14 protein-coding genes and 1 riboswitch are annotated in these 15834 nt (G+C 41.0%); of the genes, 2 read left to right on the forward strand and 12 right to left on the reverse strand.

What is annotated here, in order from left to right:
* The first annotated feature begins 147 nt into the window (after nucleotides 1-147).
* Nucleotides 148-2343: an LTA synthase family protein gene (locus E5S68_RS04000; protein WP_135782440.1), complete on the forward strand. Its 2196-nt coding sequence runs from the start codon at nucleotides 148-150 to the stop codon at nucleotides 2341-2343.
* 21 nt (nucleotides 2344-2364) lie between these two features.
* Here E5S68_RS04000 and pulA read toward each other — a convergent pair whose 3' ends face one another.
* The 4 genes from pulA to E5S68_RS04020 form a co-directional block, all read right to left on the reverse strand.
* Nucleotides 2365-4674 (reverse strand): type I pullulanase, encoded by a 2310-nt coding sequence (pulA, locus tag E5S68_RS04005; protein ID WP_135782441.1) that lies wholly within the window; start codon nucleotides 4672-4674, stop codon nucleotides 2365-2367.
* A gap of 72 nt (nucleotides 4675-4746) precedes the next feature.
* The gene (locus tag E5S68_RS04010) at nucleotides 4747-5718 is read right to left on the reverse strand and encodes a diacylglycerol kinase family lipid kinase (RefSeq protein ID WP_135782442.1); all 972 of its coding nucleotides are present in this window, start codon (nucleotides 5716-5718) and stop codon (nucleotides 4747-4749) included.
* 8 nt (nucleotides 5719-5726) lie between these two features.
* Entirely contained in the window at nucleotides 5727-7685 is a 1959-nt protein-coding gene (gene ligA / locus E5S68_RS04015; RefSeq protein ID WP_135782443.1) for an NAD-dependent DNA ligase LigA, read from the reverse strand.
* A gap of 141 nt (nucleotides 7686-7826) precedes the next feature.
* Nucleotides 7827-8336, reverse strand: coding sequence for a QueT transporter family protein (locus tag E5S68_RS04020; RefSeq protein WP_135782444.1), 510 nt, complete (start codon nucleotides 8334-8336; stop codon nucleotides 7827-7829).
* A riboswitch (PreQ1 riboswitch) is annotated at nucleotides 8334-8464 on the reverse strand. It overlaps the preceding gene by 3 nt.
* Nucleotides 8465-8493: 29 nt before the next feature.
* Between E5S68_RS04020 and E5S68_RS04025 the strand changes: the two genes are divergently transcribed.
* Nucleotides 8494-8931: a GtrA family protein gene (locus E5S68_RS04025; RefSeq protein WP_135782445.1), complete on the forward strand. Its 438-nt coding sequence runs from the start codon at nucleotides 8494-8496 to the stop codon at nucleotides 8929-8931.
* 53 nt (nucleotides 8932-8984) lie between these two features.
* Here the strand turns inward: E5S68_RS04025 and E5S68_RS04030 are convergent, their stop codons facing one another.
* From E5S68_RS04030 to E5S68_RS04065, 8 genes are all read right to left on the reverse strand, one after another.
* A complete protein-coding gene (locus E5S68_RS04030) occupies nucleotides 8985-9692 on the reverse strand; it encodes a B3/B4 domain-containing protein (protein WP_135782446.1) in 708 nt (235 codons plus the stop codon).
* Nucleotides 9689-10153, reverse strand: coding sequence for a MarR family winged helix-turn-helix transcriptional regulator (locus E5S68_RS04035; RefSeq protein WP_135782447.1), 465 nt, complete (start codon nucleotides 10151-10153; stop codon nucleotides 9689-9691). The genes E5S68_RS04030 and E5S68_RS04035 overlap by 4 nt, the downstream gene beginning before the upstream one ends.
* Nucleotides 10154-10266: 113 nt before the next feature.
* Nucleotides 10267-11244, reverse strand: a complete 978-nt coding sequence (locus tag E5S68_RS04040) for a YihY/virulence factor BrkB family protein (protein ID WP_135782448.1) — start codon at nucleotides 11242-11244, stop codon at nucleotides 10267-10269.
* An 87-nt stretch (nucleotides 11245-11331) separates the two neighbouring features.
* On the reverse strand, nucleotides 11332-12192 hold the full coding sequence (locus E5S68_RS04045; RefSeq protein ID WP_135782449.1) for a methionyl aminopeptidase: 861 nt from the start codon (nucleotides 12190-12192) through the stop codon (nucleotides 11332-11334).
* An 18-nt stretch (nucleotides 12193-12210) separates the two neighbouring features.
* Complete coding sequence (spxR, locus tag E5S68_RS04050; RefSeq protein WP_135782450.1) at nucleotides 12211-13488, reverse strand: CBS-HotDog domain-containing transcription factor SpxR; 1278 nt, start codon at nucleotides 13486-13488, stop codon at nucleotides 12211-12213.
* Nucleotides 13481-14032: a GNAT family N-acetyltransferase gene (locus E5S68_RS04055; protein WP_135782451.1), complete on the reverse strand. Its 552-nt coding sequence runs from the start codon at nucleotides 14030-14032 to the stop codon at nucleotides 13481-13483. The genes spxR and E5S68_RS04055 overlap by 8 nt, the downstream gene beginning before the upstream one ends.
* A 12-nt stretch (nucleotides 14033-14044) precedes the next feature.
* Nucleotides 14045-15307: a UDP-N-acetylglucosamine 1-carboxyvinyltransferase gene (locus E5S68_RS04060; RefSeq protein ID WP_135782452.1), complete on the reverse strand. Its 1263-nt coding sequence runs from the start codon at nucleotides 15305-15307 to the stop codon at nucleotides 14045-14047.
* A gap of 290 nt (nucleotides 15308-15597) precedes the next feature.
* Nucleotides 15598-15807 (reverse strand): heavy-metal-associated domain-containing protein, encoded by a 210-nt coding sequence (locus tag E5S68_RS04065; protein ID WP_135782453.1) that lies wholly within the window; start codon nucleotides 15805-15807, stop codon nucleotides 15598-15600.
* Nucleotides 15808-15834: the final 27 nt, after the last annotated feature.

Here is a 15834-nt window from a genome sequence, read left to right on the forward strand (position 1 = left end):
ATTAATTTGTTTATTTAATCTCCGTTTCAATCACTAATTCACATTAAAATAGCATAAGATAAAAGGCCTTTATTTTCAAATCGTTATAAATTATGGTATACTGATGTAAGAAAATTTTTAGGAAATAAGACAAGGAAGTATATTTTTGTGAAAAAAATTACCCAAAAGATACTCAATCTTATGAGTACCAGACTAGGATTTGTCTTGACCCTACTCTTGCTTTATTGGTTTAAAACCATGTGGGCATATACAGTAGACTTTAATTTAGATATTCAAGGATTCTACCAAGTATTTCTGGCAGTGATCAACCCTATTCCCATTAGTCTTTTATTAATTGGACTAGCTTTTTATATTAAAGGAACCAAACGGTTTTATTTTATAGCCTTCACAATCTATGTCCTTCTTTTTATCTGGCTGATTTCCAATTCGATCTACTACCGAGAATTTACAGATTTTGTAACGGTCAATACCATGCTAGCTTCTAGTAAGGTATCTGCTGGTCTTGGAGCTGCTGCATTGGAATTATTCCGACCTTGGGATGTCATCTATATTCTTGATTTCCCGATTCTAGCTTTCCTCTTTATAAAGAAATTGGTCAAGCTGGATCGTCGCCCTTTTAATAAACGGGCAAGTTTTGCAGTAACTTCTTTATCTGCCATGCTCTTTTCGGCTAACCTTTTCCTAGCTGAGATTGATCGGCCTGAATTATTGACTCGTGGCTTCTCTAACTACTATGTTGTTCGTGCTCTTGGTTTACCGGCCTTCTTGGGTTATAGTGCTAACCAGACCTACATGGCCAACAAAGAACGCTCCAAAGCATCAGAAGTTGATTTGCAGCCAGTTGAAGAGTATGTTGCTAGTCATTACGCTCAACCAAATCCTGAAACCTTCGGTCTTGCTAAAGGTCGTAATGTCATCTATATTCACTTGGAAAGTTTCCAACAATTCTTGATCGATTACAAATTAAAAATCGATGACAAAGAATACGAAGTGACCCCTTTTATCAACTCGCTCTATCATTCAAATGAAACCTTTGCATTTGCCAATGTTTTTAACCAGGTAAAAGCTGGAAAGACATCTGATGCAGAGACGATGATTGAAACGGGCTTGTTCGGATTGAACCAGGGTTCCTTCATGGTTAACTATGGTGGTACCAATACCCAGCAAGCCGCACCCTTCATTCTTTCTAAAAATGGCTATCAATCCAGTGCTGTTTTCCACGGAAATGCAGGAAGCTTCTGGAATCGTAATACAGCCTATAAACAATGGGGCTACCATTACTTCTTTGATGCCTCATACTTTACCAAGCAAGATGATACCAACTCCTTCCAATATGGACTCAACGACAAGATCATGTTGAAGGATTCTATCAAGTACTTGGAACACATGCAACAACCGTTTTATACGAAGTTCATTACGGTTTCCAATCATTATCCTTATACAACCAGTTTAATTGGCGATGAAATTGGATTCCCTCTAGCTGAAACGCAGGATGAAACCATTAATGGTTATTTCGCAACAGCCAATTATCTAGATTCATCCATTAAGGCCTTCTTCGATTATCTCAAAGCTTCTGGCTTATATGAGAAATCCATTATCGTTTTGTACGGTGACCACTATGGTATTTCAAACTCTCGGAATCCAGCTCTAGCTCCTTTGCTAGATAAGAATTCTGAAACTTGGTCTAGCTATGACAATGCTATGTTGCAACGCGTGCCTTATATGGTAGTGATTCCAGGTATGGACAAGGGGAAAGTGATTGAAACTTACGGTGGTGAGATTGATATGCTTCCAACATTGGAACACCTGTTAGGAATTGATTCGAAGAACTTCCTTCAAGTCGGACAAGACCTCCTGTCACCTGCTCACAGTCAGATCGTAGCATTCCGTTCTTCTAACTATTTTGTAACACCAGAGTATACAAGTTATAGTGGGCGCACCTATTATACTAAAACAGGCGAAGAGATTACCAATCCGGATGAAACAACGAAAGAGCAACTTGATAAAATCCGAGAGGCAGCCAATCTTCAGCTTCAGATCAGTGATTGTATCCAAACAGGAGATCTCCTCCGCTTCTATACTGGAAATGATCTTGGAAAAGTTAATCCAGATGATTACTCTTACAATAATTCGATGAAAGCCTTGAAGAAAATCGAAAAAGAGAAAGGAGTCGAATCAACCAGTCTTTATAGCCAGAGAGGCAATCAATCAACGGTTGATCTCTTCAAAGCTCCAAGCTACAAAGAGCTCCATCCAGAACAGTTTAGCCCCTCTTCCTCAAGTGGATCGTCAGGTTCGGATAGTTCGAGTTCTTCTTCATCCTCTTCATCAGAAAAAAAATAAGGTTGGGAATTCCCAACCTTATTATTTTTTATCTGATTTTTTCCATTCAAAGACAGAGGCTGTCAAATTTTCAACGTAGAATGGACGTTTGTGTCGGCTATTCCCGACCAAGAGATGAAGTTGGTCGGCATTCTGTAGATAGAATGGCAAACCGCTAGTATTGAAGATAACTAGATATCGTTTATCCCAGTTAAGTTCAAATACAACAACACCACTTCCCATATCAGCTGTATGGACAAAGACATGCTGGTAAATATCTTCATAAGAATCTAGTGAGAAGACAGGAAGAGTTTTCTTGAGCTTGATTAATCGACGAACATAGTCAATGGTATCTTTGTGCACAGAAACCAGATTCCAATCAACTTGGTTGACCGCATCTGGAGCATTAAAAGAGTTCATAGCCCTTTCTCTATCTTGGGCTGTTACCTCTCCATCTTCTCCTGTTGCAACCAACTTGGTACGCAGGAACTCTTGGCCGACCTGCATAAAGCACATGCCTTGGAAGAGGAGGTTCATAGCTGTCGCCACTTCTATCTGTTTCTTAATTTGTTCTTTGGAATCAGTTGGATGGACATAAGAAAGCAAATCGTGTAGGTTGTAATTATCATGGGCCTCAACATAGTTGAGAACTTGGCTAGGTGTTAAGAAGGATCCCAACTCAGCGCTGCCTAAAACAGAACGTGCGATAATATCTTCCGTTGACTTCCGACTAACATAGCCTCGTTTGATGGATCCGAAGACCTCTGCTCCCTTAATAGCATCACGAGCACTATCATTAAAGAAACCAATTTCAGCTAATTGATAGGCATTGTCTTTCTTGGCCTTATCTTTTGGTGCTAAGCCGGTCCCCATGTCCCAACCTTCTCCGTATAGGAGAATGCGTGGGTCTATAGCATCCATAGCTTCACGAATTTCATTCATGGTATCCACATCATGAATCCCCATCAAGTCAAAGCGGAAACCATCAATCTTGTATTCCGTTACCCAATGAGTCAGTGAATCAATCATGAACTTACGGTACATTTCATGTTCACTAGCAGTTTCGTTACCAACACCTGTTCCATTCTGGAAGGAACCATTAGGATTCATCCGGTAATAGTAATCCGGCACAGTAGTTTGAAAAGCTCCATCCTCCGTCGAATAAATGTGATTATAAACGACATCCATGACAACCGAAATTCCAGCTTCATGGTAGGCGTGAATCAATTCTTTCAGTTCCCGCATGGTGGTCTTAGGATCTTCTGGCTTGGTTGAATAGCAAGTCTCAGGTGCAGAATAATTCTGTACATCATAACCCCAGTTATAGAGAACATTCCCCTCTTCATCATAGCTCTTATAGCGGTCACTAACTGGTTGCAGTTGAACCACATTGACCCCTAATTCCTTAATGTAATCAAAAGCAGTGGCATCACCCTGAGCATTCTTAGTTCCTGTTTGGTGAGCTCCTCGATAAGTCCCTCGATAGGCTTGATCGACACCAGAACTTGGAGAGATAGTCAAATCTCGTACATGCATCTCATAGATGACTGCCTGACAAGGATTTTCTAGGCGCCAGTCTGCACGCTCATAGGCTTCTGATTGAAATGGGGCAAAGACACGATCACGATTGGAAAGAATAGCGGATTTTTTGCCATTTTCACTAGTGGCAATCGTATAGGGGTCACGCGCAATTTCTGTATGGTAGTCAAAATAGACCTTATACTGATAGGATAGTCCACTAAGATTACCTAAGATATCCGCATACCAGACCCCACAATTATTCCTCATATGGTCACTGGTTTCCCTCTGTCCATGAACCATTGGGACAACCTTCCAAACTTGGCTATCATTCGCTACGGAGTCATAAATCAGGAGGTCAACCTTATTAGCTGTTGGAGCCCATAATTTGAAGCGGTATTCATTCTCCTCTTCACGGTAGCCCAACCATCCTTGGTAGGCCCATTGAGCATCGAACTCTTCATGATGAGTGGCCATATCAAAAGCATGTGGCTTACGTCTACTATACTCATGACTGGTCATCGCTGCCTGCAAGGAATAATACACCGTATCATCCCCTTGGATCAACCAAACTTCTCTGACACGCCCTTCAGGCAGTAATTCGATTTGGTATTCATCCGATTGACTCACCCAATTGCCTTCTTTGAAGATGACATGCCCAGATTGCAGTGGTTTTTCACTACGATAGACAAGCTTCCCTTCAACTCCAAAATAATCTAGTTTCGAGAAAGAGACTTCCTCTCCCCAGACCCCTTCATGCCATTTCCACATATCCCGTGAGAAATAATCTCCGACCGGATGATGGTAATGAACTTTCACTTGATACTGATGCATCTTTCTATTTTCCTATTTCTCATTTCCGTTTGAAAGAAGAACGAGGCTTTGCCCACTCTCCGCAATTTTGATCTATTGTTCTTCTGCTTGATAAACTGCATGAACCAATGCATTGTCATTTATTTCATCGATGTTGGCAAAAAACTCTAGGTGATTGTGGAAGACTTCTAGCTCCACTGGCGTATCACCCCCATATTCTCCATCCAAGTTGATTTTCAACTCTTCTTTATTGTCCAAAACTTCAATTTTCAATTTGGAGGTTTTCAGGTATTCAACATTGGAATCATTGACATGTTTGCCACCATTTACAGCTTGCATTATGAGGGATAGCATATCAAATAGTTTAGCAGTCTTGACCATAATCAATGTAAAATTACCATCATCCAGCTTAGCATCTGGTGCCACACTTTCAAACCCTCCAATAGAATTCGTTAAAGCTACGAAAACGAGGGATACTGGCCCAAGATACACTCCATTGTCATGTTCAATCCGAACTTTACGAGTCTTATTTTTAGGAAGCTTCTTTACAGCCTCTGCTACATAGGCAAAATAGCCATAACGGGATTTGACATCACTTGGCACACTAAAGGTTAATTCTGACAAAGTCCCAGCTGCAGCAATATTAATAAAGTATTTGATTCCAAATGCACGACCAATATCCATTTTAATCGTTTGGTTCTTCTCTATAATGCGAGCCGCTGCAACAGGATCTCCCATAGGAATCTTCAGAGCTCGAGCATAATCATTGGTGGTTCCGGTTGGAATAAAAGCCATTTTAGGCCGGTGATCTAGACCAGCAACCCCATTAACGACTTCATTGATAGTCCCATCTCCACCCGCCGCAATAATTAAATCAAAGCCTGCTTTGGCTGCCCGTTCAGCTTCCCGTTGAGCTGACAAAGGCTCAGGAGTCGTCTGGTAGGCACTAGTTTCATAGCCCACATCTTCTAAAACATCCAATACTTCTGCGATGTTCTTCTTGATGATTTCCTGACCAGAGGTAGGATTATAAATTACGCGTGCTTTTTTAATTCTATCTTCCATACATGCCTCTATAAACTTTCAAGCCAGGCCTCATCCTGTACCTCGATGGACAATTCCTGAGCTTTGCTTAATTTGCTTCCCGCATCACTACCTGCGACGACTAAATCTGTCTTCTTGGATACGGATCCTGTTACTTTAGCCCCTAAGGCTTCAAGTTTTGCTTTAGCTTCTGAACGCGTTAACCGTTCGAGTTTTCCAGTTAGGACAACTGTCTTTCCAGCTAGTGGGGCATCCGCTGCAGCTTTTTGACCAAGGTAGTCTAAGTTTACGCCAGCTACCTTAAGTTCATCTAAAAGAATTTGTGTGCCCTCTAGGGCAAAATAACGCTTGAGACTTTCTGCAATCACCATTCCTAGACTATCGATGGCTGCAATCTTCTCACTGTCCGCCTCTGCTATAGCTGGGATAGAATGAAATTCTTGAAGTAAAAGTTGACTGGCCTTACTTCCTACATGACGAATTCCCAAACCAAATAATAGTTTTTCAGCAGAATTAGACTTAGAAGCTTGAATAGCATCTACCAATTTCTGAGCAGATTTTTCTTTAAAGCCCTCTAATTGTAAGAGGTCTTCCTTAGTAAGACGATAAATGCCTGCTACATCCTGAACCAGTTCCTTAGCAAAAAGTTTTTCTACCACTGCTGGTCCCAAGCCTGTGATATTCATGGCATCCCGACTAGCAAAGTGGGCCAAACCTTCCTTGATTTGAGCTGGACAGAGAGGATTGATACAGCGCAAGGCCACTTCATCTTCAAAATGGAGGAGTTCACTCTGACAGCTTGGACAGTGGCTTGGAATCGCTAATTTTTCGTCTGAAACCCGCTTATCCATAACAACCCGCAAAACAGCAGGGATAATATCTCCGGCCTTATAGACAATAACCGTATCATCTTTTCGAATATCTTTTTCTGCGATATAATCTACATTATGGAGGGTCGCCCGACTAACTGTCGTCCCTGCTAATTGAACCGGAGTCAAATTAGCTGTTGGAGTCACCACACCTGTCCGACCAACCGTCCAGTCCACTGATAAAAGCTGGGCCTCTTTTTCCTCTGCAGGAAACTTATAAGCCACTGCCCATTTAGGTGCTTTCACGGTAAAACCAAGTTCTTCTTGAAGTGCCAGGTCATTGACCTTAATGACTACACCATCGATATCGTAAGCAAGCTGATCTCGAGTATCTGCAACCTCTTGAATAAAATCCCAAACCTCTTCGATACTATTAGCGATTTTGCGATTTGGATTAACTACAAAGCCCAAACCACTAAGTTTTTCCAAAACAGCTTCCTGACTGGTACAATCTGTCGGGCTAGCTTCATTATAGAGGAAGGTAGCAAGCTTGCGCTCCGCAACAATCTTAGTATCTAACTGTCTTAAGGTACCTGCTGCAGCATTTCGAGGATTGGCAAACTCTGCCTCCCCATTCTCTTGTCGAATCAAATTCACAGCATCAAAAGATGCACGTGGCATATAACACTCTCCACGCACTGTCAGACTAACTGGCTCCGGCAGGACTAAAGGAATATCTCGAACCCGCTTGAGATTCTCTGTGATGTTTTCTCCGACGCTTCCGTCCCCACGTGTAGCTCCAGTCTGTAAAACGCCATCCACATAGGTTAGTGAAATCGACAGACCATCTATTTTTAATTCACACACATAGGTGACTGCTGGAAATTCTTTGCGAACCCGTTGATCAAAACTAACCAATTCCTCGTAGGAGAATGCATCCTGCAAACTATAAAGTGGATACTCATGCTGGTATTTTTCAAATCCTGTTAGAATCGTCCCTCCCACCCGATGTGTTGGGCTATTTTTTTGGATCAATTCTGGGTAGGCTTCTTCTAATTCCACTAGTTCACGGTATAGACGATCATACTCTTGATCAGATACTGATGGGGCATCCTTTGTATAATATTCTTCCGCATATTGGTTGAGTAAATTTACTAACTCTTTTATTCTGGCTTCCATGCTTCTATTTTACCATAAAAAGCCTATACTGTGGGCTTTCTGATTATTTCCTGCTAGAAAAAATAGCATTTTTTTGCTTCTCGTCCAAAAACCTTCTTCAATGACCAAAAAAAGCCTGAAGCAATGCTTCAGACTCGTACTTTATTGAGTTAAATCAATTTGATTTGAAATACGTTTGATCAGAATCGCTCCTACAATAAGGGAAGCAAACTCTCCTATACCGGTGGTTAACCAATTTAAGAAGAACGGAGTACCATTAAGGATATGCAATTCTAAAGCAATCGTGAACATAGAAAGGGCAAAGAAAATAGAGAAATAGAAATGATCCTTGCGAATCCATCCATTAAAAAGCTCTTCCTTTTCAAATCGTTTAAATAGATAAACCCCAAGTGTGACGAAGACCAAGGTAGATCCACCACCAACAACCACATCGATTATCCCAAAACTTAAGAAGTTCGAGATCATACATCCAATTGTCAATGAAAGGATATATTTCCGATTGTAGAAAGCCATAAAATTGAGCATTTCAGAGACACGAAATTGGATCTCATTACTCCCAATAGCATTCAAGGGTGGCGTAATGGTCAAAACAACATAGAGGGCTGCGACAAGGGCAATCTGGGCCATGTCACGAACAGAATAGTTTTTCATCATTTTCTCCTTTAGCGGTTTTCCCGCGTGTAATATGCTTGGTGAAAGAAGCTAAGCACCAAGGGTTGCTCCTATCTCTCTCAGCCTTGGAAAAGAGATAAGTAAATCAACCTTTCAAGTATAGCATAAAAAATAGAATTATGATAGACTAAATGGTATGAAAAGCTATATAAAAATTTTTTTTGATAATGAAGTCTTGGCCTACCTCTTTTTTGGTGTGGCGACCACTCTGGTTGCTGTCTCTACTCGGCTCCTAGTTTTTCACTGGACTGACCAAGAACAGCTAGCTACCATCATTGGAAATATTGCTGGGATTATCTTTGCCTTTGTCACCAATGACACCATCGTTTTTAAGCAAGAGAGAAAGGGCTGGTTCAAAAGACTGATCGCTTTTGGAATTGCCCGTCTTGGAACTCTTCTACTTGATGTCCTTTTAACCTTCCTTTTTGTCACTCAGTATCCTCAGATTATTGGTCAGTTTGTAAACATGAATCGTTCTGCTATTAACGGTATTGAAACCATCTTTGCCCAAGTTTTGATTATTGTGCTCAATTATATTTTTAGTAAAGTCTTCGTCTTCCGAAACAAGAAATAAAAATCTCTACATTTATAAAAATCGTCAGAAACACACTGTTCCTGACGATTTTTTTATACATCTAGGCTCGTTTGTTGAGCTGTTAGTTGGTAAATTTTTCCCTCTATTCCAAAATAGTCCTTTACCAAAACTTTTAATTCTTCCATCGCTTCTTTGGCACGTTCTGCTTGTTCTTCAGTCACTGCTTCCATCACAAGAATAGCCCTATTAGTTTCTTCTGTCAGCATGGTCCTTTGAGCTTCCCTCCAATTCAAACAACGGCAAACAGCCCCTTCTTGGTCATAATAGATGATCTCTTCCGGCAAAGCTGGAGCATCTTCCTCAGCTCCTAATGGGAAGAATGGCTCTCCACCCTTGGCTTTCCCTAAAGATAAGCCTCCAGCTAATTTTTCCATATCCTCACCACCACATGGGATAGCATAGGCAAGAGATACACTATTATACAGATCCACTAACGGATTGATGGGATAAAACTCCCGTCCTTGCGAAACACGTTTCAATAAAGCTTCAATGGAAGAACGGGCTCCCTTTTTGGTCTTAAATTTTGTAAATGCCTGACGCCATTCCTGAACAACAGGGCTGGCAGTGAATTGTTCATCATCAATGAAGATTTTTGATCGTGCGACTCCCTTGTCGAGCAGATCCTTAAAATAAGGATCCTTGCTCTCATCGACATGATTGTCAATACCTTCTACTGTCATCACTACTACTTGTGCTTGGGGAAATAAGTCCCAAAACTCTTGATCTACTGTAAATTTCATTTCTTTTCCTCACTATAGTTTCTTTTTTGACCTTTTTTCACCAATCCCCAATCAGCTGCAACATTCATCCTTACCTTAGCTAACCACTTTTCTAATTGTATAGCTTCTTCTTTAGAAAAACCTTCTAAAGCTATTTTCTCTGAATACTGATGCTCTGCAAGAATAAAAGGATAAACTGCTTTCCCCTTCTCCGTAAGAAACCACTGTTTGGACTTTTGATTAGTATTATCTTTTAGATCCTCTATTAATCCTTTATCGGCTAATTTTTTGACAGACCGGGCTACTGTGGAACGATCTACCTTTAGCCGATCTGATAATTCCTCTTGAATAATCCCTGGTTCTTCTCCAATACGAACCAGATAGAGATACTGACCTCTAGCAAGTTCCAAATCACGAAATTCAATATTGGCTATAGAATCCAGGGCACGTGCAATAATACCAATCTCCCGTAGGATTGTCATAGTTTTCCTCCTTTCATCGTAAAAATAGTCTAACACATTTTTATTGCAAATGCAACAAAAGAAATGTTTTAAAAAAAGCCAGGAACACCTGACTTTTACAATCAATTCTAATCTTATTCAGCCTTCTCAGGCTTTTTTCCTATTTTCTTAAGACGAAAACGACGTTTAAAAGAGGATTTCTTCTGATGGAAAGCCACGCGACTCGATTGATATTTAGCCACCACATCACCATCACGTGTTTCAAATTTCGCTTCAATAGCATATTGCACACTAGCATTTAAAATGCAACCGATAATCAGCACCTTGGCAACTAAAATAAACCAAAACATAATTACCGCTAAGAGGACTGAACCGAAGAAACGGGCATCCAAGAAATTAGTAATATAACGATCAACATACTTCCAGAAGATATTGAGGGTTACATAGAGAATCACCGTTACAAAGATAGCCCCAGGGAAGACATAGCGAAACTTAGGAATTTTGATATTAGGTAATGTGTAATAGAGCATGAGTAGGGTAAGAAAAAGAAGCAGATAAACTGATGGCCCCGTAATCGTTAAGAGACGGATATAAAGGCTTTCATCAAACTCGAAAAATTGGTAGACTGAACGAATAATCATGCGACCAAACATCGTCAAAAGTAAAGAGAGACCAAATAAACCTTGTAAGGCAAAACTAATCAGGACACTAAAAATTCTGGACCAGATAATCCCCCTTTCCTTCTCCACTCCATAACTCTTATTAAAGGCCCTTTGCAAGTAGGCAATGCATTGAGAGGAGACCCATAATGCAGAAATGATAGAGAAGCTAAGCAAGCCAGTAGAAGGTTTCGTCAAAACACTAGAAATCACTTGTAGGACGATTCGATACATAGAAGCCGGTAAGACTTCTCGCAGGGTTAATAAAATCTGTGTCGGACGAATTTTAAAATAGGGAAGGATATTGGCTGCAATCAGCAATAAGGGGAGAATAGAAATCAATAAATAATAGGCTACTGCTATACTTGTGATATCCGATTCTGAAGCCATATAAAAGCGCATAAATCCCTTAATAAACGGTCGCTCGAGCAACCATTTTATAAACTTTTTCATAGGATCCCCTTCCAACTCAAGATCAAAAAAGAGCAAAGAGCGAAACCGGATCTTTGACTTCAGCTCCATTCTTTCCTCTACAATTTCTTAATAAGTTCCTTCTTCACCTTGACTGGTTAAAATGACCGGACCATCATTGGTGATGACAAACTGATGTTCGTACTGACAAGATAGTCCACCATCTAATGTCTTGTGGGCCCAACCTGTCTTCATATCGGTATCAATTTCCCATGTACCCGTATTAATCATCGGTTCAATGGTCAAGACCATGCCCTCACGCAAACGCAAACCACGTCCCGCCCGTCCATAGTGGGGAACCATTGGTTCTTCATGCATGGTTGGACCAACTCCATGACCTACTAAGTCACGGACAACACCATAACCTTTGCTTTCAGCATATTCCTGAATAGCCGCACCGATATCTCCAATGCGATTTCCTACAACTGCTTGCTCAATCCCCTTGTAGAGACACTCCTTGGTTACATCCATAAGGTCTTTTACTTCTTGAGAAACAGTTCCAACCGCATATGCCCAACAGGAATCTGCCAAACCACCAGAGTAGTTCTCGGTATACTTTTTCATTTGTGCCACATTATCAAAATTCAACTTTGATACGTCGACGACTGACTTGTCTAATGGCTCTGATAAGACCGTATCCACCTTCAAGAGGTCACCATCTTTCAAAATGTAATGGCGAGGAAAGGCGTGAGCTACTTCATCATTGATGCCACAACAAGTCGCATATGGATAATCCATCACGCTGCCTTCTACCCCAATTTGAAGTGGTAATACATTGGCTTCCTTACAACGACGGCGGACATATTCTTCGACTTCCCAAAGGTCTAGACCTGGCTTAATTAAATCACGTAAACCGATATGGATACTAGCAAGAAAGTCTCCTGCACGATCCATAGCTTCAATTTCACGTTGTGATTTCAATGTTATCATGATGTTTGTAATTCCAATCTAATTTATTTTCAAAGTAACTGTCGCCTTAGAGACCAACTGCAAATTCAAGTAAAGGTCAAAATCAATAATAGCTGACCGTCTCGTCTGGCGAACAATTCGAGTTTCGATTCGTAGGGTATCATCCACCTGAACAGCTTGTAGATAATAAACCAAGAGTTGTTCAATAATCAAGTTCTTTCCTGTATTCATCATTAGCTGTCGAGTGATAGTTGTCAACACTTCTGTCAGTACACCATTCGAGAGAACCCCACTTTTTTCAAGCATACTAGGTTCAACTGTTAGCTCAAAGTGATTGGCTTGATGGACTACCTTTTGGCTGATTTGCTCACTAAAAGTTGGTAAGCCAGACAATTGTTCCTTGCTCATCCGGTCCATAACAGCCCGACGGGTAATAACTCCGAGCAAGGTCTGATTGCCTCGAATAACAGGAATCATCTCAAAATCTTCTGCAATCATCCGCTGACTGACATTAGCAATACTTGAGGATAGATTCGTTGTAAAGACAGTTCGTGACATGACCTTGTCAAGTGTGGTCTGTGGTGCCTTATCTCCTGCATCCCGCATGGTCACCACTCCAACTACCATCTGGTGTTGGTTGACGACAGGGAAGCGACTAAAACGGCTCTTGCGTACCAAGTCTAGATAATCACGAACTGTATCTGTTTCCCGCAAAAAACCATATTCGTGCATTGGGGAATAGACTTGTTCTACTGTTAAAATATCTGTCTTGATTTGCATATTGGCTAGGGCCCGGTTGATCATGGTCGCAACGGTATAGGTATCATGGCTAGTTCGTAAAATCGGAATTTGCCCCTTACTCCCCATCTCCAGAATAGAGGAATCAACCTCAAAACCACCCGTTACCAAAACAGCATTATCATGCTCCAGAGCTAAGCGTTGAATATTGGTCCGATCCCCAACAATCAAGAGCCCTCCCTCTGATACATAGTCGAGAATGTGTTCTTCTGTCATAGCTCCGATATAGAATTTGTTGAATTCTCGCTCCAACCCTTCTTGACCTGCTAAAACTTCAGAATTGGTAATCTCAACAATTTCACGGAAGGTCAGATGCTCTATGACAGCTTTTTTAGACTTAACGCGTACCGTACCACTTCGCGGTCTAGTTTCGACAATTCCACGATTCTCTGCTTCCTTGATCGCTCGATAAGCGGTTCCATCACTAACTTGCAAATAATTAGAAATGCTTCGAACACTCACGCGCTTTCCAACTGGAAGCTTCTCTAAATAGTCCAAAATAGCTTGATGTTTACTCATTCCATTCTCCTCTATCGATGCAAAATTCATAATAATCTCGCATCTTTCGGGTATAGCGGTCGCTTCCTTTAAACTGTCTCTTTAGCGAATAACCTGCATGTAAGGCTACTTTCTGACTAGCCACATTCTCCACGTGGGTGATGATTCGAACTTGCTTGAGTTGAAACTCTTGAAAGGCCAAAAAGGTAATCTCTTTGACAGCCTCTGTCATTAAACCCTTCCCCCAAAAATCCTTATGTAAAAAGTAGCCAAGTTCAGCTTCTCTTTTGATCTCATCTAACTTTTCAAACTTGATTGAACCTATCATTTGCTCAGATTGCTTGTCGCAGATAGCCCAAATTCCCAAGGGATTCCTTAAAAAGTAATTGGCTAAGACATACCGACATTCTTCAAGAGAGGCTTGTGCTGGAAAAATAAAGGAAAGATTCTCGGGATTGGAAGAAATTTTATAAAAATCTGCTGCATCACTGAATAGAAAGGGCCTCAAGAAGAGGCGCTCTGTTTCAAAAAATGAGAAGGCAGCTAGTTTCGTCCAAATATTCATCAATTTCTTTCTTTATACTTCTTCCACAAGAGCGATGTCTGCTCCTAATTGTTGCAATTTCTCAATAATGTGAGAATAGCCACGTAGGATAAACTCAATATTGGTAATCTCAGTTTGTCCTTCGGCCATCAATCCCGCAATCACAAGAGCAGCTCCTGCCCGTAAATCCGTTGCTTTGACAGGTGCACCAGTCAACTTATTTGGTCCATGATAGACGATACGGTCTCCAACAGTTTCAATGGTTGCTCCCATGCGCATCAATTCAGCCACATGGTTGACCCGTTTTTGATAAATGGTATCTATAATGGTCCCTTTTCCATTTGCAGTTAAAAGCAAAGGAGTCAATGGTTGTTGCAAATCCGTGGCAAATCCAGGATACGGAGAGGTTTTTATGTGAACAGCTCTCAGTGCTTCTTGTTTTTCGACAAAAATGCTATCTTCAGAGATGATCATCCGAACCCCCATCTCCTCTAGTTTTGCAATAAAGCTTTCTAAGTGTTCATAAAGGACATTATTAATTTGGATTCCTTGTCCAATAGCAGCTGCCATGGCGATATAGGTCCCTGCTTCAATCCGGTCAGGAATCACTTGGTGACGAGTCCCATGTAGGTAATCAACCCCTTCAATGGTGATTATGTCTGTACCGGCACCACGGATATGAGCCCCCATATTGTTCAAAAGGGTCACGACGTCAATAATTTCAGGTTCACGGGCCGCATTTTCAATAACCGTACGCCCCTTTGCCTTCACCGCAGCGAGAATTGTATTAATGGTCGCACCAACACTGACGGTATCCATATAGATCCCAGTGCCGTGTAATTGCTCACCATTGGTAGATAAGTTCATGCTGGTACCATCCATGGTCATCTGGGCCCCCATCGCCTCAAAAGCTTTAAGGTGGAGATCAATTGGACGAGGACCTAAATCACATCCTCCAGGAAGACCAACTGTCGCACGACCATACCGCCCTAATAGACTACCATAGAAATAATAAGAGGCCCGAAGACTATTGATCTTTCCAAACGGCATTGGCATATCTTTAACACCACGCGGATCAATGACCAAGGTTTCTCCATCTCGCTCCACAGTCGCACCCATCAGGGTCATGATTTCAATCAAACTAGCAACATCCGAGATATCTGGAACCCCATCAAGGGTCACGATTTCATCTGATAAAATCGTCGCCGGAATGAGGGCCACGACACTATTTTTTGCACCACTAATGGTCACCTCTCCTTTTAGGGGGCGACCTCCATTAATAATAATTTTTTTCATATTAATCAGTATTAGCTCTTTCAATCATTCGGTAAAAATACCGTATCTATTATATCACAGATTGGCTTTTTTTTCTATTCGTTCGTGCCTATCCATATGACATTTTGATAACAAAATCTCTACAATTTATAATTTTCTATACAATTATTTCAGTGGACAGCACCTAGCCTTGACAGCTTTACCAGATTCCAGTATTGAAGGAGTCGTTCTAATCCTCCCTCTTTCATTAAAAAGAAAAGAAGTGTAACAGATAAGGATTATTTTTCACCTTCTGTTACACTCCATTTATTTTAATGGTTTACTTGCTTACCCAGTTCATATTTACTACCTTTTAGAGCTCGGGTCAAGGCCCATTTCCAAGGTTTCCCTTCAATGGTTACTTGATTCTTTTCTAAATCGACACTTACTTCTTCTACGCCTTTTACAGAAGATAGTTTTTCAGTGACAGCATTGGCACAACCTTGGCATTTCATTCCTGTAATTTCATATGTTTTTGACATGATTCTTTCCTTTCTTTTGCATGAGGA

The sequence above is a fragment of the Streptococcus rubneri genome (assembly GCF_004785935.1).
GTDB lineage: Bacteria > Bacillota > Bacilli > Lactobacillales > Streptococcaceae > Streptococcus > Streptococcus rubneri.